The 22,976-nt window shown below is 34.1% G+C and carries 25 protein-coding genes and 1 riboswitch; of the genes, 10 read left to right on the top strand and 15 right to left on the bottom strand.

From position 1 onward, the window contains the following. Positions 1–29 precede the first annotated feature (29 nt). The gene (locus ACFSAH_RS18915; RefSeq protein ID WP_379664272.1) at positions 30–773 is read right to left on the bottom strand and encodes a TrmH family RNA methyltransferase; all 744 of its coding nucleotides are present in this window, start codon (positions 771–773) and stop codon (positions 30–32) included. Here ACFSAH_RS18915 and tamL point away from each other — a divergent pair. Further along, a complete protein-coding gene (gene tamL, locus ACFSAH_RS18910; protein WP_465269675.1) occupies positions 764–3,097 on the top strand; it encodes a translocation and assembly module lipoprotein TamL in 2,334 nt (777 codons plus the stop codon). The two genes, ACFSAH_RS18915 and tamL, sit on opposite strands and share 10 nt — an antisense overlap. Here tamL and ACFSAH_RS18905 read toward each other — a convergent pair. The 5 genes from ACFSAH_RS18905 to ACFSAH_RS18885 all read right to left on the bottom strand — a co-directional run bounded on the left by ACFSAH_RS18905 (position 3,094) and on the right by ACFSAH_RS18885 (position 8,389). Continuing rightward, positions 3,094–3,621 (bottom strand): hypothetical protein, encoded by a 528-nt coding sequence (locus tag ACFSAH_RS18905; protein ID WP_379664270.1) that lies wholly within the window; start codon positions 3,619–3,621, stop codon positions 3,094–3,096. The genes tamL and ACFSAH_RS18905 overlap by 4 nt on opposite strands. Beyond that, positions 3,618–5,933, bottom strand: a complete 2,316-nt coding sequence (locus ACFSAH_RS18900; RefSeq protein ID WP_379664269.1) for a patatin-like phospholipase family protein — start codon at positions 5,931–5,933, stop codon at positions 3,618–3,620. Before ACFSAH_RS18900 ends, ACFSAH_RS18905 begins: the two co-directional genes overlap by 4 nt. A 320-nt stretch (positions 5,934–6,253) precedes the next feature. After that, positions 6,254–6,580 (bottom strand): HesB/IscA family protein, encoded by a 327-nt coding sequence (locus ACFSAH_RS18895; protein WP_379664268.1) that lies wholly within the window; start codon positions 6,578–6,580, stop codon positions 6,254–6,256. Between the two features lie 65 nt (positions 6,581–6,645). Continuing rightward, positions 6,646–7,059: a Fe-S cluster assembly scaffold IscU gene (gene iscU, locus ACFSAH_RS18890; protein ID WP_379664267.1), complete on the bottom strand. Its 414-nt coding sequence runs from the start codon at positions 7,057–7,059 to the stop codon at positions 6,646–6,648. 115 nt (positions 7,060–7,174) lie between these two features. Further along, entirely contained in the window at positions 7,175–8,389 is a 1,215-nt protein-coding gene (locus tag ACFSAH_RS18885) for an IscS subfamily cysteine desulfurase (RefSeq protein WP_379664266.1), read from the bottom strand. A gap of 261 nt (positions 8,390–8,650) precedes the next feature. Between ACFSAH_RS18885 and ACFSAH_RS18880 the strand changes: the two genes are divergently transcribed. The 6 genes from ACFSAH_RS18880 to ACFSAH_RS18855 all read left to right on the top strand — a co-directional run bounded on the left by ACFSAH_RS18880 (position 8,651) and on the right by ACFSAH_RS18855 (position 13,622). Next, positions 8,651–8,899 carry a type B 50S ribosomal protein L31 gene (locus tag ACFSAH_RS18880; RefSeq protein WP_379664265.1) on the top strand — a complete coding sequence of 83 codons (249 nt, stop codon included), beginning with the start codon at positions 8,651–8,653 and terminating at the stop codon, positions 8,897–8,899. Positions 8,900–8,967: 68 nt separating this feature from the next. Next, complete coding sequence (locus tag ACFSAH_RS18875; RefSeq protein ID WP_379664264.1) at positions 8,968–10,152, top strand: GlmU family protein; 1,185 nt, start codon at positions 8,968–8,970, stop codon at positions 10,150–10,152. Position 10,153: 1 nt separating this feature from the next. Then, on the top strand, positions 10,154–10,921 hold the full coding sequence (tpiA, locus tag ACFSAH_RS18870) for a triose-phosphate isomerase (RefSeq protein ID WP_379664263.1): 768 nt from the start codon (positions 10,154–10,156) through the stop codon (positions 10,919–10,921). A gap of 83 nt (positions 10,922–11,004) precedes the next feature. Continuing rightward, positions 11,005–11,841 (top strand): 50S ribosomal protein L11 methyltransferase, encoded by an 837-nt coding sequence (prmA, locus tag ACFSAH_RS18865; RefSeq protein ID WP_379664262.1) that lies wholly within the window; start codon positions 11,005–11,007, stop codon positions 11,839–11,841. A gap of 1 nt (position 11,842) precedes the next feature. Next, positions 11,843–13,219: a UDP-N-acetylmuramate--L-alanine ligase gene (locus ACFSAH_RS18860; RefSeq protein ID WP_379664261.1), complete on the top strand. Its 1,377-nt coding sequence runs from the start codon at positions 11,843–11,845 to the stop codon at positions 13,217–13,219. A 61-nt stretch (positions 13,220–13,280) separates the two neighbouring features. Beyond that, a complete protein-coding gene (locus ACFSAH_RS18855; protein WP_379664260.1) occupies positions 13,281–13,622 on the top strand; it encodes a helix-turn-helix domain-containing protein in 342 nt (113 codons plus the stop codon). Between the two features lie 66 nt (positions 13,623–13,688). On the opposite strand, the gene ACFSAH_RS18850 is transcribed toward ACFSAH_RS18855, so the two are convergent. The 3 genes from ACFSAH_RS18850 to pdxH are packed head-to-tail and all read right to left on the bottom strand — an operon-like array spanning position 13,689 to position 16,031. Next, complete coding sequence (locus ACFSAH_RS18850; RefSeq protein ID WP_379664259.1) at positions 13,689–14,873, bottom strand: NADH-quinone oxidoreductase subunit D; 1,185 nt, start codon at positions 14,871–14,873, stop codon at positions 13,689–13,691. Positions 14,874–14,880: 7 nt separating this feature from the next. After that, a complete protein-coding gene (locus tag ACFSAH_RS18845; protein ID WP_379664258.1) occupies positions 14,881–15,381 on the bottom strand; it encodes an NADH-quinone oxidoreductase subunit C in 501 nt (166 codons plus the stop codon). After that, complete coding sequence (pdxH, locus tag ACFSAH_RS18840; RefSeq protein ID WP_379664257.1) at positions 15,378–16,031, bottom strand: pyridoxamine 5'-phosphate oxidase; 654 nt, start codon at positions 16,029–16,031, stop codon at positions 15,378–15,380. The genes ACFSAH_RS18845 and pdxH overlap by 4 nt, the downstream gene beginning before the upstream one ends. Before the next feature lie 112 nt (positions 16,032–16,143). Between pdxH and ACFSAH_RS18835 the strand changes: the two genes are divergently transcribed. Beyond that, positions 16,144–16,707, top strand: a complete 564-nt coding sequence (locus tag ACFSAH_RS18835; protein ID WP_379664256.1) for a YqgE/AlgH family protein — start codon at positions 16,144–16,146, stop codon at positions 16,705–16,707. Between the two features lie 152 nt (positions 16,708–16,859). Here the strand turns inward: ACFSAH_RS18835 and purE are convergent, their stop codons facing one another. From purE to ACFSAH_RS18815, 4 genes are all read right to left on the bottom strand, one after another. Further along, positions 16,860–17,372, bottom strand: a complete 513-nt coding sequence (gene purE / locus ACFSAH_RS18830) for a 5-(carboxyamino)imidazole ribonucleotide mutase (RefSeq protein WP_379664255.1) — start codon at positions 17,370–17,372, stop codon at positions 16,860–16,862. Further along, complete coding sequence (locus ACFSAH_RS18825) at positions 17,372–18,511, bottom strand: 5-(carboxyamino)imidazole ribonucleotide synthase (protein WP_379664254.1); 1,140 nt, start codon at positions 18,509–18,511, stop codon at positions 17,372–17,374. The genes purE and ACFSAH_RS18825 overlap by 1 nt, the downstream gene beginning before the upstream one ends. Before the next feature lie 81 nt (positions 18,512–18,592). After that, positions 18,593–19,078, bottom strand: a complete 486-nt coding sequence (locus ACFSAH_RS18820; RefSeq protein ID WP_379664253.1) for an NADH-quinone oxidoreductase subunit B — start codon at positions 19,076–19,078, stop codon at positions 18,593–18,595. Further along, a complete protein-coding gene (locus ACFSAH_RS18815) occupies positions 19,075–19,656 on the bottom strand; it encodes an NADH-quinone oxidoreductase subunit A (RefSeq protein WP_379664252.1) in 582 nt (193 codons plus the stop codon). Before ACFSAH_RS18815 ends, ACFSAH_RS18820 begins: the two co-directional genes overlap by 4 nt. 607 nt (positions 19,657–20,263) lie before the next feature. On the opposite strand from ACFSAH_RS18815, the gene ACFSAH_RS18810 reads away from it, so the two are divergent. Together ACFSAH_RS18810 and ACFSAH_RS18805 are read left to right on the top strand one after the other, a co-directional pair. Beyond that, the gene (locus ACFSAH_RS18810) at positions 20,264–21,460 is read left to right on the top strand and encodes a BaiN/RdsA family NAD(P)/FAD-dependent oxidoreductase (RefSeq protein ID WP_379664251.1); all 1,197 of its coding nucleotides are present in this window, start codon (positions 20,264–20,266) and stop codon (positions 21,458–21,460) included. Between the two features lie 5 nt (positions 21,461–21,465). Continuing rightward, positions 21,466–21,954 (top strand): TlpA family protein disulfide reductase, encoded by a 489-nt coding sequence (locus ACFSAH_RS18805; protein ID WP_379664250.1) that lies wholly within the window; start codon positions 21,466–21,468, stop codon positions 21,952–21,954. On the opposite strand, the gene ACFSAH_RS18800 is transcribed toward ACFSAH_RS18805, so the two are convergent. Together ACFSAH_RS18800 and ACFSAH_RS18795 are read right to left on the bottom strand one after the other, a co-directional pair. Beyond that, positions 21,945–22,313, bottom strand: a complete 369-nt coding sequence (locus ACFSAH_RS18800) for a YchJ family protein (protein ID WP_379664249.1) — start codon at positions 22,311–22,313, stop codon at positions 21,945–21,947. The genes ACFSAH_RS18805 and ACFSAH_RS18800 overlap by 10 nt on opposite strands. Before the next feature lie 46 nt (positions 22,314–22,359). Then, positions 22,360–22,632, bottom strand: coding sequence for a hypothetical protein (locus tag ACFSAH_RS18795; protein ID WP_379664248.1), 273 nt, complete (start codon positions 22,630–22,632; stop codon positions 22,360–22,362). A 113-nt stretch (positions 22,633–22,745) separates the two neighbouring features. After that, positions 22,746–22,951: riboswitch (cobalamin riboswitch) on the top strand. The last annotated feature ends 25 nt before the right edge of the window (positions 22,952–22,976 follow it).

Here is a 22,976-nt window from a genome sequence, read left to right as displayed (position 1 = left end):
AAAATAGCAAAAAATTAATATATGTCAACTTATTTTAAAGAATTTCTTCGAATTTCTGAACAACAAATAGCTGCTGCTATGCCTACATTTAAAGATTCTGATAAGCCAAGTTTTGGGATGGTTATAGAATGATCTAATAATGAGATGATTTCGTCCGAAATGCCATTGCCTTCACTGCCTAAAACTAGAAAACCTGCCCCTGGCCATTCTTGTGCATAAATGTTATTTCCGTTCAATAAAGTTCCAAACTTGGGAAGTTTATGATCTTTAAGGAAATCAAATAGGTCAACATAAAACAAAGAAACACGGGATAAGGCTCCCATGGTTGCCTGAACAACTTTGGGATTATAGGCATCAACAGTATTTTTAGAACAGACGATTTTCTCAAAACCAAACCAATCTGCCGTTCTAATAATAGTGCCAAGGTTTCCCGGATCTTGAATACCGTCCAAAACCAAAACTATTTCATCTGTTATTTGTAAGTTATTTAATGAATACGGAATTTCTATTATAGCTAAAGCTTGTTGGGGAGCCTGTAATGAACTTATTTTACCTAATTCTGCTTCACTAATCTCAAAAATCTTTATTTTTTCAGATAAATTAGGCAACTTTGAAAGTTCTGTATCCAGGCAATATATTGAATGAACTTTATACTTTGAAGCTAAAAATTCAGTTATAGATTTTAACCCTTCAACAATAAAAAGGTTATGTTCTTTGCGGAATTTTTTTTGCTGGAGAGATTTTATGAAACTTATTTGAGACTTTGAAAGCATATATTAAACAATCATTTATCATATTGCTACTTTTTACCTTGGTGTTGACAGCATGTCGATCAACAAAAAGGTTAAAAGAAAACGAATCTTTGGTTACAAAGTTAGAAATAAAAGGTATTGATAATACTTTTTCTGATCAAGCATATTCTTACGTCTCTTTAGATATAAGACCTAATGCCCCCATAAACTTATGGATATATAATACTTTTAATAAAAAAGGTAATAAAAATTTGGGTGAAGCACCCCGTCTTTTAGATAGTTCGTTAATAGATGTATCCCGTTTGCAATTACAAAAGTTTTTGAAAACAAAAGGTTTTTTAAATGCAACGGTAACCAATGAGGTAGAAATTGTAAACAAGAAAGCTAAAATAATTTTTAACGCCAAGCAGGGAGAAGAGTTTGTAATAAGAAATATTGAATTTGCTATTAAAGACCCTCAGATTTCAAATCTATACCTCAGTAACAGGGATAAATTTACGAAATTAAAGCCAGGACATAGATTGGATGAAGATAGTATATCTTATGAGCGGGATCAGATTTATGGGGTGATGAAGAAAAATGGCTATTACGATTTTGTGAGACAATATGTAAGGGCCAAAATAGATACCAATCTGAATAGTAATAGGGCAGATATAGAGTTGGAGATTTTAAATCCAGGAGATAGTACACATCAGAAGTATAAGCTAGATAATACTTATATTCGGATTCAGCCCACTAACGCTATTCTAACGGGATTAAAGCCAGATACATTAAGGATAGACAGTCAGTATAAGTTTTTTGATTACTCCAGATTCTTTAAACCCCAAAAGATATCTAATTATATATTCCTAAAGAATGGAAGTCTTTATAATCTGGAAGATGTAGAGTTAACCACTCAACGACTTTTTGATTTAAACGTTTTTAAAAGTGTAACGGTTGATTTTGCTAAAAAAAAGGATGAACCTAATACATTGATAGGTTTAGTAGATATGATTCCGCTCAAGAGGAAATCCAATCGTTTAGATGGCGAATACAACTTTAATTCGAGTATTTCGGGAGTAAATGCTGGTTTAACATATCAAAATAAAAATATGTTTGGCGGAGCCGAAATATTTGAGGTGAAATTAAGAGGCGGTTTTCAATTTGATAAAAATATAAAAGGAAGTATTAGTGAAAGATTGCTAAGCAGTGATTATCAGATAGGAGCCAGTCTTAACTTTCCAAGATTAATTACGCCATTTAGAACGTCTTTTGTGGGTCGAAGTGGTATTCCTAGAACTCGTATAGGTGTAAATTATCAGATTTATAATCTTAAAGAGTCATATTTAAGACGTGTACTAGGAACTAATTTAACATACGATTGGACGGAAACGAAATATAAAATACATTCGTTTACACCGCTTAATATACAATATGTACAGGGAAGGATTAGTAAAGAATTACAAGATTATCTGGAGGGGCAAGGGAATAGCTTTTTTCTGTCAACCCTTAGGTCTCAGCTAGTATCCAGTATGATTTATAACTATACTTATAACCTAACAAGACTCAATACGTTAAGTAACTTTACTTTCTTTAATGGTATTTTGGAAGTAGGCGGAAATGCAGCTGCTTTAGCTTCTAACCTTTTTGATAGAAGTAATCCGGATAAAACAAACAGAACAATTTTAGGTGTGCCATATTATCAGTTTGTTAGGGTAGAAACTGATGCACGCTTTTATAAAAGCTTAGGCGGAGATCAGCAACTAATAGCGCGGTTAAACCCAGGCATGGGGTATTATTATGGTAATGTAGCAGCTTTGCCTTTTGATAAGCAGTTTTTTGCTGGTGGATCTAGCGGTATAAGAGCCTGGCAAGCCCGTACTCTGGGACCAGGAAATTACAATAGAGCTTCTTTACCCGATTCAGCAGCCAGGTTAAAATTAAGAAACCTTGACCAGTTGGGAGATGTAAAATTAGAAGGAAATTTAGAATATAGATTTAAGATATTAGACGATTTTTTTGGTTCTAAATTAAAAGGAGCTACATTTGTTGATTTCGGAAATACCTGGCGTATAAAGGAAGATCCACAGTTTCCAGGCTCACAGTTTCAACTAAAAAAACTTTGGGATCAAGTAGCTATAGGAACGGGAGTGGGTTTAAGATTTGATGTTTCTTTCTTTGTATTTAGGTTAGATGCAGGTATAAAAGTTAAAGACCCACAATTTAACGGGAAAAACCAATGGATTACCAGGTACTATTTTAATGATAATTTGAAAAAGCAATTCAAGGCTAATTATGCAGAAACCAATAAGCCAGACGTATATTCTATAACTCAAATACAGTTTGGTATAGGGATGCCATTTTAGAATAAATTTCTTAAACCATCAAAGGCAGATTCTAAAAAGGTACCCAAAGATAGGCCTTTGCTGTAAGTGAAGTAAAAGTAACCGATGAGAACAACAATAATTAATTTGATTATACGTCTGAACATATACCCGATAAAAATAAGAAAGGCGGGAATTGCCAACAGAATATACCAGCTTATAGATATTGGATTTAGCCTTTGTCCGGTTTTTAATACATAATATAATTTAGACGGAGAGGTTTCGTTAAGATGTTTGATATACAAAAAGATAGATTTATCTATAATCAAGCTACTTTCAGCTATACCATTTCTAAAATGAAGTACTTCGTTAAAGCCATTTACAGAAAATTTGTAAGTACCATTAATGTCATCATTCACATTTTCTAAACTATCTTTAGCAATGATCATAAATTTTTCTGTTCTTCCAACAGATTGAGAAATATCAAAATCTTTAATTTCTAAAGCAGCTAAAGAGGTATTAATAAAAAGAAAAAATATAATAAATCCTGTAAAAAACAACTTCATAGTTCTATTGCCCGTTTATTGTATAATAGATAACCAATATGGAACAAAAATCCGAATTTTTTAGGAGTATTATCATAATAATTTAGGTTAAAGGCAATAGGTCCAATTGGAGAATGATAAACCAAACTGGAGCCAGCTATAAACGTTCTGTCAGAAAATAAATCTCCAAATTTGGTGTGCTGGAGGTCTTTGAGTTCTATGTCTTGTAGTGGTTGGAAAAGATATCCTTCTAAGCGTATATCTGCTTTTTTCATAACAGAGTAAACAATTTTTCCCCCAGCGGCAAGATAGCTGTCTGCTCTCAGTTTAGGATTAAATTGTGAGCGGGAATCCTGAAGTGGGTAAAAAGCTGTAGACGTTAAAAGATTGTTTGTGTAAGTAAGAAAGCTTGGTCTGTTACTAAAAGAAGCATCAGCCATATAACCAAACTTATATTTTTTGGATGAGGGGATGTATTCCTCTAAAGTCGCTTTTGCCCGTATCCACCATTTGTCTTTCTGACCGGTAGCAATAGATAAATAAGACGGAGAGTTCATTAAAATATTGCCGGGTTGGTACTTTTCTATACCTTGTGTATAGCTAACACTAATATCAAATAGTTTGCCTGCTGAGGCATACTGTTTTCTATTTAAGCTGTTTTTATTGTAATTAATGCCTGTTATATAGCCTTCAAATGTTGCTAAATCCAATATGTCTCCAGTTTTAAAAGTATTGTTAGGGCTATAGTTGTCTCTATTTTTAAAAGTGAAAAAGAATGTATTCAATACTGCATTTTTTCCGCCATAAAAACCAGCCTTAACTCCTAGTCTTTTATCTGATTGATCTATATAGTCGGGGTCGCTATTCTTAGACAAAAGCTCCCCGGGATTGTAGTAATTCCATCGGTTATAAACAAATTGGGTCTCAATAAAAAAGGGTTTTTTAAAAGGAAAATCCATTCTAAAAGCTCCTAATCCAGACTCATAGAACCTTCCTGTATATATATTGGCGTTAAAGGTGTATACAAACCTATCCAAAAAACTATACTGTAAACCAAAATAAGCGTTACTGATAGGACGACTGGATATATTGCCACCAAAATCAAATTTGAAGTTAGCATCAGAATGTATGTTAATTCCAAAATTGTATTTGTCATCCACAGGGTTATAAGTTAACCCCGGATAAATTGTCTCAAAATTATCGTCTCCCAATAATTTATAATATCCTTTTTTGATATCCTTCATGCTTAAACTCCTGTTTTCATAATTGAAGATGTTTTTTACATAAAGTGTTTTTTTAGAGTTTAAGCCAGTAACGTTGATTCCGTCAAAAGTTAGTTCTGGATTTTTATTTAAAAATAATGCTCTGCGTTCATCAACTTTTTCTATGGATACCCGCGAGCTAATTGTTTTTAGTATTTTAGGCATATCAGCAAGGGTAGCCCGGTATCCAATATCTATGAGCTCTTGTACCGGATTAAAATTAGTAGAAGAGTAATTTTTAAGATTAGGTTCTATGTATACACCGTTTTTACCAATTTGTGTAGAATCAGAATTACTCAGAAACATATAAAGTAAAAAGCGGTTTATCAATTTGTCGTCTTTTTCGCTAGGGTAGGAGATAAAGTTCTTAGAGGAAACATTTACTCCGATCAAAAAATCAGGAGAAAATTCCTCTTTCATGACATCAACCGGAAAGTTATTGTATAGACCTCCATCAAAAACGAACTTATTATCTACTTTTATTGGTCGATAAACTAAGGGAACGCTCATACTACCTCTCACAGCCTCGGCTAAACTACCTCCCTTTACAATAATTATTTTTTCAGATAGTACATCAGAAACTACACACCTGAAGGGGATAAATAAATTATCGAAGTTATCTTTTGCATGAGCAGAGGCTTTGGAAAGTAATTCTAATAAAGCGTAGTTAAGAGGGACATCATTAATAATGTTAGATCTGAATTTGAAGGAGAAGCTAGTATCTATTTGTGCTTTTGCACTAAAAAAAGAAGGGTTTATGGGTTTTTTATCGTAAAATTTGCCGAAATCACTTTCATACCTGCCAGATACCCAGTTTTGAAAATCGTTACTTAAGGCAATTTTTTCTATTTCTTGTGGCGAATAGCCAGCCGAATACATGGCTCCAACAATAGCCCCCATGGAGGTTCCGGAGATATAGTCTATAGGGATATTGTTTTCTTCTAAAGCTTTGAGTACTCCAATATGAGCTAGTCCTTTTGCTCCACCGCCACTAAATACCAAACCAACTTTTTGCCCTAAAGTTGTGAAACTGTAGAGTATTAGTACCAAACCTGCTAAAAAGAACCTCATAAAGTGAAAATACTTAATTTACTTTCAATATGCTAAATTATTGAAAGTGTTTTGTTTATTAAGATTAACGATTATAAGGTGTGGTTTGTTACGAGTTAATTATCTAAATAACAATTTTAAAAATCTAAGTTTGGAATTTTATTTGTTATTGCCCGTATACAATCCGTAATTTCTGATTAGAGTTGTATCAAAATTACCTTTCCTTTGTTTGGTGAGAAAATATCCTGTAATTAACAAGAAGTGTGTAGGGGCCAAGTAAATAAAAAGGGGAATTTTGTTTTTTAACAAAATTCCCCTTTTTATATCATCTTCAGTGGTGTTTATACAGAGAAACTCTCACCACATCCGCAAGTTCTGCTTGCATTAGGATTGATGAAATTAAAACCTTTTCCATTTAGTCCGTCAGAATAATCCAATTCTGTTCCGGCCAAATAAAGAAAAGATTTCATGTCAAGGACAATCTTTATTCCATTATCCTCAAAATTTTGATCACCTGTATGGGGTTCGTTGTCAAAATCCATGTTATAGGATAGTCCGGAACAACCACCACCTTTTACAGATACCCTTAAAAAGTATGAATTATCAAGATTTGCATCTTTCATTAATTCACCTATTTTTGTTTTTGCTTTCTCTGTAATTGTAACCATTTTTTTAGATTTTAATACCTAGATATTATTAGATACGATTTTGTTTATCCTATCTGAAAAATATACTAGTGATGTGATTTTTCCAACTCTAAAGCTGGTAATCCATTTTTTACGCGAAAATCGTTAATTGCAGATTTAATAGCATCTTCTGCTAAAACCGAGCAGTGGATTTTTACAGGTGGTAAAGCTAATTCTTCTACAATATCCATATTGTCAATTGAAACAGCTTCATCTATGGTTTTTCCTTTTAACCATTCTGTAGCTAAAGAAGAAGAAGCGATTGCAGAGCCACAGCCAAAAGTTTTAAATTTAGCATCTGTAATAACGTTGTTGTCGTCAACTTCAATTTGTAAACGCATAACGTCACCACACTCTGGTGCACCTACCAGTCCGGTACCTACATTTTTTTTGCTTTTATCTAAAGTACCCACATTTCTTGGGTTGCTGTAATGATCGATTACTTTATCTGAATAAGCCATTTTGTTCTGAATTTAGATTTTAGACTTACGATTTTCTAAAATCGGTTATCAAATTATTTTTACGATAGTGAGCTTCCTAATCGTAATTTGTAAACTCACTATTTCTAATTTTATCTTAGTGTTCTGCCCACTCTATAGAATCAAGATCTATGCCTTCTTTAAACATTTCCCACAAAGGTGACAATTCTCTGAGGTGATTTACTGCCTTTTTAGTGTTTTCGATAGCAAAATCAACTTCTTCTGCTGTGGTAAATCTGCCTAAGCCAAAACGAATAGAAGAATGTGCTAAATCGTCAGACAACCCTAGGTTCTTTAGTACATAAGAAGGCTCTAAAGAAGCAGAAGTACAAGCAGATCCTGAAGAAACAGCCATATCTTTCATCGCCATCATTAAACCTTCACCTTCAACATATTTAAAGGAAATATTTGTTACATGCGGAAGTCTGTGTTCTGTACTTCCATTAACATAAGACTCTTCTAGTTCTAAAAGACTTTTTTCTAACTTATCACGTAAAGCAGATAGTCTGATCGCTTCAGATTCCATTTCTAAACGGCATAGTTCGCAAGCTTTTCCTAAACCTACAATACTTGGTACATTTAATGTTCCAGAGCGCATGCCTCTTTCGTGACCACCGCCATCCATTTGTGACGTAACTTTCACTCTTGGACCTTTTCTCCTTACATATAAAGCACCCACACCTTTAGGACCGTACATTTTATGTGCAGAAAGCGCTAATAAATCTATACCATCTTTATTTACATCAACAGGGATTTTACCTACAGCCTGAGTAGCATCTGTAAAGAATAAAGCTCCATGTTTATGTGCTATAGCAGATATTTCTTTGATAGGTTGGATTACACCTATTTCATTGTTTCCGTACATTACAGCAACTAAAATTGTTTTTGGTGTCATTGCTGCTTCAAGTTTTTGCAGATCTAAAAGACCATTGCTTTCTACTTCAAGATAGGTAACTTCTGCACCAAATTTCTCTAGATGTTTACAAGGATCCAGAACAGCTTTGTGCTCTGTGTTTACTGTAATAATATGGTTTCCCTTTTCTTTATACATCTCAAAAACACCTTTTAGTGCAAGGTTGTCTGATTCTGTAGCACCAGAGGTAAAGATAATTTCTTTTTCACTAGCACCAATAAGTAGGGCAACTTGTTCTCTGGCATAATCCACAGCTTCTTCTGCAGCCCAGCCAAATGCATGGTTTCTACTTGCTGCATTACCAAATTTGTCGGTAAAATAAGGTAACATAGCCTCCAATACTCTCGGGTCCATTGGAGTTGTAGCGTTATTGTCTAAATATATCGGGGTTTTTAACATCTTAATATTAACTAATAATCTTTACAAAGATAAGAAAAATAGTATTGAAAGGATATATATATAATCTATATAGATATAGGTTTACCGTCATTCTAAAGCAATTTTACTGTGTTTTAGATAGGTGTTTTTATGCTGTCTGGATAGTGAATTATTAAGTATTTGAGTTTATTGCATAAAATAATTTTAGATTTTTGGAAAGAAAGATAAATATTTGATATATTTGCGCCTCTAAAAACAGAGATTGAAAGTAACAGGAATATAATGAAAAAAGATTTGCACCCATCAAACTATAGACTAGTTGTTTTTAAAGACTTATCAAACGAGTATGCTTTTATAACAAAGTCTTGTATTGAAACAAAAGAAACAATTAAATGGGAGGATGGCAACGAGTATCCTCTGGTTAAGTTAGAGATTTCTCATACTTCACACCCATTTTACACTGGTAAGATGAAATTGGTTGATACTGCAGGACGTATTGACAAATTCAGAAACCGTTACGCAAAAAAATAAGTATAATAAAGAAAGATATTTTTTAAGTCCCGACTTGCAAGTCGGGACTTTTTTTGTTTTTTTGCACTATGAATGTCATTCTTTTTGATGATGAATCCCGTTATACCTTATTTCCGCTGACTTTAACCAGGCCAACGGCTGACATTAGAATAGGTATATTAAAAATATCTGAAAAATGGGAAGCCTATTTTGAAGGAAATACAGGTTTTAAGACTGAGTCTTATTTGCAGAAAAAATATCCATATACAATAGCAGAACAGAATTTGTTTATTAATGGTAGTCTTTTGCCTAACGAGCAATTGCTTGCTGTAATAAATAGTTTGGAAGATGGTGATTTTTTAACCAAAGAAGGGGTGTTACTGGCTGCAAAGTTAAGCCAGGCCAATGCGGCATTATTTAATGGAGAAATTTTGAAAGATGCTAAAACGGTTGATTATACAGGAGAACTTAATAAACTTACTTTTCCGGAGGATATATTTTCGAAAAACCATCAACAAATAGAAACCGATTTTGAATTGTTGACGAAAGGCAGGCAATCGGCTAAGTTAAGTAATACTAATACGCTTATTGGTGACCGTATTTTTATTGAAGAAGGGGTGGAGGCGGAATGCTCTAACTTTAATACTAAAAACGGACCTATTTATTTAGGCAAAAACGCTCAGGTATGGGAGGGGAGTAATCTGCGTGGAGGAATAGCCCTGTGTCATGATTCTCAGGTGAAAATGGGGACTCGCGTATATGGAGGAACAACCATAGGACCTATGTCAAGAGTTGGAGGAGAGATTAACAATGCGGTTATTTTTGGATATTCTTCTAAAGGGCATGATGGATATTTGGGAAATGCGGTGGTGGGAGAGTGGTGTAATTTTGGTGCAGATTCCAATAATTCAAATATGAAGAACAATTATGCCGAAGTGAAAATTTGGGATTACACTAAAGAAAGATTCAGAAAAACGGGACTTCAATTTTGTGGACTTATTATGGGGGACCATTCTAAGTGTGGAATTAATACTATGTTTAATACAGGTACTGTGGTGGGTGTAAGTGCTAATATTTTTGGAGCTGGTTTCCCCAGAGTGTTTATACCTGATTTTGCCTGGGGAGGTGCACACGGATTTGAACATTATGCGTTAAATAAAGCTATAGAAACAGCAAAATTAGCGTATGAAAGAAAAGGAAGGCTGTTTGATGACGTAGAAAAAGATATATTTGCTTATATATATAATTATACAGAAAAATTAAGAAGGTTTTAAAATGAGAAAAAAAATCGTAGCAGGAAACTGGAAAATGAATAAAAACTATAACGATGGTTTAAGTTTGTTTTCTGAAGTATTAAATATGGTTAAAGATGAAGTTAGAGGCGAACAAATTGTTGTAGTTTGTGCTCCGTACATTCATCTCAACAGTTTATCTGCTTTAGCTAAAGACGCTAAGCAAGTTTTTGTAGGTGCACAAAATGCACACCAGGAAGCTGCAGGAGCGTATACAGGCGAAATATCTTCTGAAATGTTGAGCTCGGTAGGTGTTAGGTATGTTATTCTTGGACATTCTGAAAGACGTCAGTATTTTGGAGAAAATAATGCTTTATTAGCTAAAAAAACAGATGCTGTTCTTCAGAATAATTTAAAGCCTATTTTTTGTATTGGAGAAACTTTAGAAGAAAGAGAGTCTGGAAAATATTTTGAAGTTATTAAATCTCAGATAGAAGAAGGTGTTTTTCATTTGTCAGCGGATGATTTTTCTAAATTAGTGTTAGCTTATGAACCAGTTTGGGCTATTGGTACAGGTGTTACTGCATCCTCAGAGCAGGCTCAGGAAATTCACGCATTTATAAGAACCGAAATAGCAAAAAAATATGGATCCGATGTAGCTGAAAACACAACTATACTTTACGGTGGTAGCTGTAATCCTAAAAATGCAGCAGAGTTATTTGCTCAGAAAGATATTGATGGTGGGCTTATTGGAGGTGCATCGTTAAAATCAAGAGATTTTGTAGATATTGTTAAAACATTCAATAATTAATTATTATATTTATTATAAAATCAAAAACTTACGATTGGTTAGATACTGATCGTAAGTTTTTTTTTGCTTTCGTTTTTTAAACCATGAACTATTACGAGTTAAAATTTCGGCTAAATACAACAGAAGATTTTCATCAGGATTTATTAATAAATGCACTGGCAGAAATTGGATTTGATACATTTGAGGAAACACAGGGTGGATTTAATGCATTCATATCAGAACAGGTATATAAGCCCAATGAAATAGAAGAAGGTGTTGCTGTATTTAGAGAGATGTTCGAGTTTGTTTATGAGGAAGAATTTATTCCTCAAAAGAACTGGAATGAGGTGTGGGAAAGTAATTTTGATCCATTAGATATTAAAGGAAAAGTATATATAAGAGCCACTTTTCATCCCCATAAATCTGGCTACCAACATGAAATAGTGATTGATCCGAAAATGGCATTTGGTACGGGTCATCATCAGACAACAACCTTAATGTTAGAATGGCTTCTGGAAACAGAAGTTAACCAAAAGGAAGTTTTAGATATGGGCTGTGGTACCGCTATATTAGGAATTCTGGCTTCTAAATTAGGTGCAAAAGAAGTTGATGCTATAGATTATGATGATGTTTGCTACTTGAGTGCAAAGGAAAATGCCTTACTAAATAATATTAGTAATTTAAATGCTTTTTGTGGGTCAAAAGAAGCAATACCAGAAAAGCTGTATGATATTATTTTAGCCAACATTAATAGAAATATACTTTTAGATCAGATAGATAGGTATGCAGAAGTATTAAAAAAAGGAGGACAACTGTTTTTAAGTGGTTTTTATGAGGCTGATCTGGATATTTTAATTGCCGGGGCAGAAAAGTATGGGCTATCTTATATAAGTCATAAGCAACTAAATGATGATTGGGTATCTGCTAAATTTATAAAATAAGATGAGAGTACATTTTATTGCTATTGGAGGTGCAGCAATGCATAATCTGGCTATTGCACTAAAATTAAAAGGTTTTAAGGTGTCAGGGTCTGATGACGGGATATATGAACCTTCCCGGTCCCGGTTGCAGGCGCAGGGTTTACTTCCTGATGATGAAGGATGGTTTCCAGAAAAAATAACCCAAGAGCTGGATGCTATTATTTTAGGTATGCATGCTAAAGCAGATAATCCAGAGCTTTTAAAAGCGCAAGAACTTGGTATACCTGTTTTTTCTTACCCGGAATATGTTTATCAACAATCCAAAAATAAAAAGAGGGTAGTTGTTGGCGGAAGTCATGGGAAAACTAGTATTACCTCTATGATAATGCATGTACTTAATTATCACCAGTTGGATTTCGATTATTTGGTAGGTGCCCAGTTAGAAGGTTTTTCCAATATGGTGAAGCTATCAGAGGCACCTGTAATTATTATAGAAGGAGATGAGTATTTAGCTTCGCCCATTGATAGAAGACCAAAGTTTCATTTATACAAAGCAAATATAGGTGTCATCAGTGGTGTGGCTTGGGATCATATTAATGTGTTTCCAACATTTGATATTTATAAAGAGCAATTCTCTAAGTTTATAGATACTATTGAGGAAGATGGAACGTTGATTTTTTGTGCTGAAGATAATACGTTGACAGAAATAATAAAAAGTCAAAAAAATCGCAACAAAATTAAAATTTTGCCGTATAAAGCTTTAAGCTCTGAGGTAATTGCCGGAGTCACCTATTTAAATTATAATAGTGAAAATCTAAAAATAAATGTTTTTGGACATCATAATTTAATGAATCTTAATGCTGCGAGGTTAGTATGTTTGGAGCTTGGTTTATCTGATACTCAGTTTTACGAAGCTATAGGGATCTTTAAAGGAGCAGCAAAAAGATTGGAGAAGCTGGCGGAGAATGATTGTAGTATTGTCTTTAAAGACTTTGCGCACTCTCCCTCTAAACTTAAGGCTACTATAGATGCAGTAAAGAGCCAATATGCAGACAGAAAATTGGTAGCATGTTTGGAACTGCATACGTACAGTAGTGTAAATAAAGCATTTTTGAAAGAATATAAAGATAGCATGAGTAATTGCGATGTTCCAATAGTGTTTGTTGATGAAAGTAATTTAGTTAAAAAGAAAGTTGAGCGTATTTCTGAAAATGAGATTAAGGAGGCTTTTAATAATAATGATATAATTTTCTTTAACGATGCAACGAAGTTGGAGCGATATTTGTTAACAAATAATAAGCTTTGCAATAATGTATTATTAATGAGTTCTGGAAATTTTGGTGGTATCGATTTGGTTACATTATCAAAAAAAATATTAAATAATGAAATAAATCGTTAATTTTATAAAACGTTAACTGTTGACGTAAAAAAACACATTGAAAATTTAGTATTGGTTAAAAATGAAATTACTAGGTAAAAAAATTAGATTATTGAGGCATCAGAGAGGATGGAGCCAAGAAGATGTGTCTAAACAACTTGACATTTCTATTCCTGCTTTTTCAAAAATTGAAACAGGAATTACAGATGTGAACCTTTCGAGATTGGAACAAATCTCCGCTTTGTTTGACATGTCTGTAGTTGAGCTTTTGACTTACAATGATCCCGAGCAAGAAGTGAAATATGCTTCTGATTTGGAAGTTGCTACTAAAAAGCTCCAAGAAAGAGATTCAGAAGTAATTGACCTTCAAAAGAAAGTTATTGAACTTTACGAAGAAATCAGGAGTATGAAAACCTACGTATAGGTTTCTAAATATAAAAGCCGGTCTTTTTTAGATCGGCTTTTGTATTTTTCTGTTCGTCTTTTTAAATTATCTGTCAACTTCGCCTAAAACGATGTCGATAGAGCCTATGATTGCGACTAAGTCAGCGATCATAATGCCCTTTGATATTTCGGGAAGTACAGATAAGTTATTAAAGCTTGGACCTCTGGATTTAATTCTAAAAGGTTTGTCAGATCTGCCATCTGCAATAAAGTAAAAACCTAATTCACCTTTTGGGTTTTCTGCTCTAATGTAGAAGTCTTGTGCTTTAGGCGTTGTTTTCTTTGGAGCTTTAGCGCGTGGATCAAAGTCAGCACTTCTCTTATATTCTTTTGTTAACTTTTCAAGACATTGCTCTACAATTTTTAATGATTCGGCAATTTCATCAACCCTTACTTTGTATCTATTCCAGCAATCTCCAATAGTTCCAATTTCCCCTTTAGAATAAGGAATATCAAAATCAATCTCCGGGTATACAGAATACTCATCTTCACGTCTCAAATCGTATTTTAGCCCCGAACCTCTTAATACCGGACCAGAACAGCCAAAGTTAATAGCAACATCTAGCGGTAGTACACCAACATTAGTGGTTCTGGCAATAAATATTTCATTGTGCGTTAATAATTCATTTAGCTCCTTCATTTTAGGTTTAAAGTGGGTTACAAATTCTTTGCATCTTTCTTCAAAACCTACAGGCAAATCATAGAATAATCCCCCAACCCAAATATAATTATATAACATTCGCGCTCCAGAAGCCCATTCTAACATATTCATAATATGTTCTCTGTCTCTAAAACACCAAAGAAAAGGAGTAAATGCACCAATGTCTATACCATAAGTGCCAATAGCAATCAGGTGAGACGCTATTCTGTTTAATTCACAAACCAGAACTCTGATATATTCAACTCGTTTAGGAATATCATTTTCTATACCCAGCATCTTTTCAACTCCCATTACAAAAGCATGGTTGTTATTCATAGACGCCAGATAATCCAGTCGGTCCGTATATGGAATTATTTGGTTATAGCTTAAAGCTTCACCATGTTTTTCAAAACAACGATGGAGATATCCTAAATGAGGGATAACTTCTTTAACAATTTCTCCGTCTGTAATTAGTTCCAGGCGGAGAACTCCGTGGGTACTGGGATGTTGAGGACCCAGATTAAGAACCATTTCTTCGGAAGAAACCGATTTTATTTTGTGCTGATACCTTTCTAATGCTTCTGTATACATATTTGCCTTAAAAATCGATTTTAATGTTATGGTAGGTTTCGGCATTTTTATAATCCTTTCTTAATGGATAGCCTTCCCAATCATCAGGTAATAAGATACGCCTTAAATCGGGGTGTCCTTCAAAATATATTCCAAGAAGATCAAAAGCTTCACGCTCATGCCAATCAGCAGTTTTCCATACAGAACTCACGCTCTTAAAAACAGGAAGGTTTTGTTCGTCTCGGTTATTCTGTTGTTGTACTTTTAAGACAATGGTATGCTTTTTTATAATGGAAGAAAGGTGATAAACTACCCCAAATTTCTGTTCTTCTACACCGTAATCTATACCACTAAGGCACGATAAAAAATCAAACCAGGTATCGGGATTATCTCGTAGTTCGAGACAAATATCAATTATTTTATCCGGCGATATAATTAAAGCGGGTTGCAAACCTTGGTTTTCCTCGCCAATTATAACCTCGTTACCAAATTTATCCGCAATTACTTTTTTTATTTCTTCAAAAATCATGGAGCCAGTCTTTCTATTTTCCAACTTGCGTCAGCATTTTTTGTATATAAAATCCGATCGTGTAAACGATTCGATCTTCCCTGCCAGAATTCTATTTTAACAGGTTTTACTAAATATCCTCCCCAATGCAAAGGTTTAGGGATTTCTTTCTGATTATATTCTAGTTCTAAATTTTTTAATTCTTTTTCCAGAAATTCTCTGTTAGGAATGACCTGACTCTGAGGAGATGCATGGGCACCTAATTGGCTGCCATGAGGTCTGGAATGAAAATAATCTTCAGAATCTTTTTCGGTCAGTTTTTCTGCAGTTCCGTATATTCTTACCTGTCGTTCCAGTTCAACCCAAAAAAACAGCAAGCTAACATTGGGGTTAAAGGATATATTTTGTCCTTTAGCACTATTATAGTTCGTGAAAAAAACGAAACCATTTTGGTTAAATTCTTTAAGAAGCACAATTCTGGCATTTGGAAAACCAGAGCTATCTACCGTAGCTAAAGTCATGGCATTTGGTTCCAGTATTTTTACATCTAAAGCATGTTTGAACCATTTGTCGAACTGTTTTATCGGATCAGTTTCTATAGCTGTTTCCAATAAAAATGATGATTTGTAATCTTGACGCAGATTTCTGATATTAATGTTTTCATCGCTCATAGCATTACAAACTTACAAAATGATCAAGAATAAAAATCAAAACTCAAAGTTTATTTATGTTATTTTAGCATCATAAAAATGGTTATCTTGAAACTAACTTAGAAGAGAAGATATGTTGAGTCAAATTACACCCGAGAACGGAAATATTCTGATAGCAGAGCCTTTTATGTTAGATGATAATTTTAAACGCTCTGTAGTGTTGTTGGTTGCTAATGATGAAGGGGGACGAGTAGGGTATATTTTAAATCAGAAAAGTGGTTTATTGGTTAAAGACTTAATGCCTAATTGTCCCGATTGTGATTTTCAGATTTATGTTGGCGGTCCGGTATCTCCGGATACTTTACACTTTTTACATAGCTGCCCCGAAAAAATAACGGGAGGAGAAGAGGTTAGGGAAAATATTTATTGGGGCGGAAGTTTCGAAATGTTGGTTGATCACCTGGTAAAAGGTGATTTAAGTGAAAACGAAATAAAATTGTTTATGGGCTATTCGGGATGGAATAACGAACAATTACAAGATGAATTGGAAATTAATAGCTGGATTGTCTCCGACAAGATAGATGCCGATATGGTATTTGATTCTTTGGATATAGATATTTGGAAAGAATCTATTATTGGTTTGGGACAAAAATTTGCGCATGTGGCTAATTTCCCTCAAAGGCCTGAGTGGAATTAAAAAGGGGGGTGTCAAAAATAAAAACGTTGTCATTGGGATGAGTACAGCGAAGAGAAATCTCTTTCCCTAAGTACTTCTGAAAGAGATCCCTCGACTGCGCTCGGGATGACAAGATCCTTTTAATAAACCCCTTCTTATAAAGTTTTTATTATTTAAAAACTACAGGGAAAACCTTCACTTTTTAAGCTTTCAGCAGCTTCTTCAACTTTTGATTTTAACTCTTTCTTAAAAGCTTCAACTCTGGTAAATACTTCTTTATCTGCAGATCCTATAATTTGCGCAGCAAGTATACCTGCATTTTTTGCAGCATTTAAAGCTACCGTTGCAACGGGAATACCATTAGGCATTTGAAGAATTGAAAGTACAGAGTCCCAACCGTCAATAGAATTACTTGATTTTACGGGAACTCCAATAACAGGTAAAGAGGTTAATGAAGCTACCATGCCGGGTAAATGGGCAGCTCCGCCAGCTCCGGCAATAATTACCTTAAGTCCACGTTCTGCTGCACTGGTTGCATATTCAAACATTCTTTCTGGTGTGCGATGAGCTGACACAACAGTAAGTTCAAAATCTATATTTAATTCTTCTAAAAAATCAGAGGCATCTTTCATGATGGGTAAATCAGATTTGCTGCCCATGATTATACCTACTAAAGGCTTGTTCATTATGCTATTACTTTTAAAGTTTCTTTTACAAATTTTGCTTTTTCAATGGCTTTGTCCCTATCGTTATCTATGATAGTAACATGTCCCATTTTTCTAAAAGGCTTGGTGAATTTTTTACCATATAAATGGATATAAACTCCTTCTTTTTTCAATACTTCTTTCAGGCCTTTATATAAAGCGGGGCCATCATAGTCTTTTTCTCCTAATAAATTAATCATTATGGCATTAGAAACAGCATCTGTATTGCCTAAAGGGAGGTTTAGTATCGCTCTGATGTGCTGCATAAACTGTGAAGTCATGTTGCCTTCAATTGTTTGATGTCCGCTGTTATGAGGACGTGGAGCTACTTCATTAACCAGTATCTTTCCATCGGTAGTCAAAAACATTTCTACTGCTAGTAACCCTACTATATTAAGGTTTACAGCAACGTTTTTTGCAATTTCTTCTGCCTGTTGTTGTATTTCAAAAGGGTAAGTTGAAGGACTAATGAGGTATTCCACCAGGTTGGCTTCGGGATTGAAGTCCATTTCTACCATAGGGAATGTCTTAATCTGACCTTTTTCGTTTCTGGCTACAATAACAGATATTTCTTTTTCAAAGTCTACCAGTTTTTCAACTATAGAAGGTTCATCAAAAGCTTTTTCGTAATCTTCTTCGGATGAAATTTTCACAACGCCTTTGCCATCGTATCCATCTCTTCTGAGTTTTTGGATAAACGGCATAGCAATTTTTTCATTTTTTAATTGATCTTTATCTGCAATGAGCTGAAAATCTGCGGTAGGAATATCATTTTCTTTAAAAAAATGCTTTTGCAACCCTTTGTCCTGAATTAGTCTTATAATCCTTGATTGAGGATAAACAATTACTCCTTCTTTTTCCAGGGCTTCTAAAGCATCTACATTGACTTTTTCAATCTCAATGGTCAGCAGGTCTACTTTTTTTCCAAAGTTATAGACAGTTTCATAATCAGATAAAGCACCTACTTCAAAATAATCGCATATTTTTTTACATGGTGCATCTGTGTCAGGATCTAATATAGATACCGATAGATTAAAATTAATAGCTTCCTGGATAAGCATTCTACCCAGTTGCCCTCCACCTAAAATCCCTAATCTTGTTTGTGTGATATTGGTTTTCATTTTTGTTTTTTTACAATCGACCTTTGTAATACAGGTTTTGTTGTAAAGAGTTATAAAAAATTTGAATGTGTATGATTGAGTTTATACTGTAGTGAGTAATGATTCGCCTTCTACCTTTTTTTGAAGCTCCAGAACCGCACCTATCAAAGCTTCTGGGCGAGGTGGACACCCCTGAACATAAACATCTACAGGAATAATTCTGTCGACGCCTTTTACTACGTGATAACCGTGTTCCCAGTATGGGCCACCACAATTAGAGCATGAGCCCATAGAAATTACGTATTTTGGTTCAGGCATTTGTTCATAAAGGCGTTTAATCCTTTCTGCCATTTTAAAAGTTACCGTTCCGGCAATAATAATAACGTCAGCCTGTCTGGGGCTGGGTCTTGGAAAAACTCCTAATCTGTCGAAATCGAAATTTGCAGAATAAGATCCCATCATTTCTATGGCACAACAAGCTAAACCAAAACTTAATGGCCATAAAGACGAAAGTCGGGCCCAATTTAATAAATCATCGAGTTTGGTTACGATCAGGCCATTGTTCTCTAATTGTTTCTCTAAACTCATGGTGATGTTTTCTTGAATCTTGGGACAAATTTGGGTTTATCTGTGGTATTATTTGTCTTTATTATATCATTTGTTATGTCTGAAGTCTCTTTTTTGCCTGGAGTGTATATGCTATTATTAATGGCAGAATAGGCATCCAAAGGTATGGCAGTAGCAACAGTGGGAGTGGGTACAGACGGTCTTATCCAGCGTAAATCTTTCTTACGCCAAACATAAACAAGCCCAATTAGTAATATACCTATAAAAATAAGCATTTCTATAAAGGCGAGCCAGCCCCATCTGTTATCAATAGAAATAAGTTCCTGATTGCTAAATACTGTAGCCCAGGGAAAAACAAATATCATTTCTACATCAAACAATAAAAAAACTAATGCTATCACATAAAATCTGCTGTTAAACTGAATCCACGAGCTTCCGGTTACTTCTTCGCCACATTCATAAGAACTGTTTTTGATAGGATTAGGTCTTTTTACGGAAACAATTTTGTTAAGAAAAATTGTGGCACATACGAAAAGAGTTCCTAAAACAAGGAAAATTAATACTTTGCCAAATTCTGATATTTGTGAATATTCATCCATTTTATGCACTACAAAATTAGTATAAATTTATTAAATTAACGTGAGTTTGGGGTAAAAGGTTTTTGATTTATGGTTAGGTACTTTCTTAAAACTCATTCTGGAATTCTTCAAAACCATTTTATAGGTATTAAGCTTATGTATCGAAATATAAAAACAGCTTGTTCCGGACTTCCCGAATTGAGTTTAGAAAAGTTTGATTGGAAAATATAGCTATTAAAAGCTATTCCATCTTTTTTAAGACTGCTTTTAAGGCTGTTCTTAGCCATATTAACAGACTTGGGAGCAATTCTAACGAAACTACTTCCTTTTCTGTAGATGCCAATTTCCAGAATAAGAATTAAATTCGGTTTGATCAGCTATTCTTTTAAAGAATTATTATATTTATGGATATACAAAAAAGCAATCCAATAATTTCTGACTCTATAACTTCACCTATTCTCCACCTATAGTCCACCTTTTATCCACCTATTCTCCACTATATCTGGTATCTTCCTGTAGTTATTCCCGTACCACTCCGGTTTTCTACAGGTTATTCACTACTAAGTACTTTCTCTGCTATCATTACTTTGTATTTCCGAATTTTTAGATAAAAGCCCATTTTTGCAGAATGTTATTTGAGTTTGATGCAGTTATAGTAGGTGGTGGTGCCTGTGGTTTAATGTGCGCCGTTCAGGCTGGTTTTTTTGGAAAGAAAGTTTTAGTGTTGGAGCGAAATGATAAAGTAGGTGCCAAAATATTAATTTCGGGAGGTGGACGTTGTAATTATACTAATATATATACCAGTGAAGAAAATTTTGTTACAGAAAACTCCCATTTTCTTAAATCAGCTTTAGCACAATGGACGGTTGATGATACAATTTCTTTTTTTGAAACTTATGGTATAGTAGGAAAAGAAAAAACATTAGGTCAACTGTTTCCCGAAAGTGATAAAGCAAAAGATATTGTGAGATTATTTGAAACACTTTGTGAGGAATTGGGACAAGAGATCTGGTTAAAAGCTAATGTTGTATCTGTAAGTAAGCAAACTGATTTTTTTGAATTGATTTATGAACGAGAGGGAAAGGTAGGTAAGATAAAATCGCCAAAAGTGGTGATTACAAGTGGTGGTTTACCTGTTGCTAAATTAGGGGCTTCTGATTTTGCGCTTAAACTGGCTGCCGGATTTGGGTTGAAAATAGAGGAAACAGCTCCGGCATTGGTACCTTTGACTATAACCGGTAAATTACAACCTTGGTTTGCAAACCTATCAGGCAATTCGATTTTTGCAGAAGTAAGCAATGATCAAATCAGTTTTAGGGAAAATATCTTATTTACCCATTGGGGGTTAAGTGGACCTGCTATACTACAAATATCTTCTTATTGGCGTAAAGGTAAATGTATTTGGATAAATCTTCTGCCGGATTTTAACATTCTGGATTTAATAGAGGAGGAACGGGCTGTAAATGGAAAAAAACATTTATCTAATTTTTTATTGCGTTTTTATACTCGAAAGTTTGTAGATGCGTTAAAAGATATATTGCCTATAGATAAGAATTTGGCATCCCTGAATAAAGCGGATTATACAAAGATATATGATTTTATTCATAGATTTGAAGTAAAGCCTGCTGGCGATAAAGGTTATGATAAGGCTGAAGTTATGAGGGGAGGAGTGAGTACGAATGAACTTTCTTCTAAAACACTGGAGTCTAAAAAAATACAAGGATTATATTTTGGTGGTGAATGTGTAGATATTACTGGATGGTTGGGAGGATATAATTTTCAATGGGCATGGGCTAGTGGATTTGTTATGGCACAAAATATTTAGTTTTTATGAGATCATTATCCGTTTTTTTATTTGTATTATTTCTGAATGTTCCACTTTTTGGACAAGAACCTCCAACTAAGCTGCCCGATTTTGAGTTTATGAAATACGATTCATCTACTTTTAGCCAGAAGCAGTTAAATCCTAAAAAACAGACGTTAATTATATTTTTTGATGCTACATGCGGACACTGTCAGGAAGCTATGAAAAAGGTTAATGCCCGATACGACGAGCTGAAACAACTCAACCTGCTTTTAATTTCTATGGATGTAGAGAAATCTGTAAAAATGTTTCTTACAGCATATGGGCCTAAAATGCTTAATAACGATAAAGTAACTGTTTTAATGGATTCTAAATATGAGTTTGTTCCTCTGTTTCATCCTAAACAATACCCTTCGTTGTACCTTTACGGGAAGAATAAAGACTTGTTAATGTATGCCAATAACGACGAGAAAATTAACGATTTATTTAATCTGATAGCAAAGAATCAAAAATAGATGGCATCTAGATAATACCACTTATTGTTAAGTTGCTCAAATCTGGATCTTTCGTGATGTACCTCTAATTGCATTTTATTGTTAAAATAATAAGCCTTAAATTCCACAGTATTAATATTATGGGATATTATTTCCAGCTTTAACCACTTATTAGCTTTAGCCCAGTTCAATATGTCCTTTTTATGATGCAAGTGTACTTTATTTGGATGAGTGGTATTTAGAATATAATCAGCATTAGCGTATACGTATGCAGAATATCTGGATTTCATTAAGGTTAATGCATCTGTAATAGGTAATTGATGTTTATGGAAAAGTTCGCAGCAACGACTATATTCTATTTGATTTCCGCAAGGACACATGGATCAGTAATATTAAAAAACTAATCCAAAAATATAAATATCTGATTTAAATTTTAGTGTATTTAAAAATCAGGACATTTACTGATAAAACCATAGCGCCAAACAGAAATTGCAGAGTATCTCCAAAAGGGAGCATTTTAAGAGAAATCATCCATAAAACAATACTTGTGATTGAAAAGAAGTAAAGCAGATTAGTTTTTATTCTGTTTTTGTCTATTCTTTTGCTAACTCTATTTTTTACCTCTTCAATTTCTCTGTTTAATTTAGCACCGCTACCTTTTCCAGCGCCAGCTAATCCCGTTCTTTGTAGTGTTTTCATATCGACAAATATTTACGTCCTACATTTCAGTTAGAATACATCCTATAATTATGCCAGAATATAAAATAGTTTGTCATAAAAGAATATTTTTTGAAATGCTTAGCTTAAAACTATACATTTGCACTTTCTAAGGTTTTAAAAGCTTTTATAAAAGTTTTTAGATTAAAAGGGAATTTGGTGAAAATCCAAAACTGTCCCGCAGCTGTAAGTTCTTTTAAACTTTTTTCTATTCTTTAAAGTCACTGTTCCTCTGTTTTGGGATGGGAAGGCGAGAAAAAAGGGAATGAGTCAGAATACCTGCCTTAGTATAATATTCATAGCTTTCGTGGATTGAAGCTTTTGAA

The organism is Pseudopedobacter beijingensis, assembly GCF_042678145.1.
In the GTDB taxonomy this organism is placed as follows: Bacteria; Bacteroidota; Bacteroidia; order Sphingobacteriales; family Sphingobacteriaceae; genus Pseudopedobacter; species Pseudopedobacter beijingensis.
The sequence above is the reverse complement of the archived record's forward strand: the minus strand, read 5'-3'. Positions and strand labels throughout refer to the sequence as shown.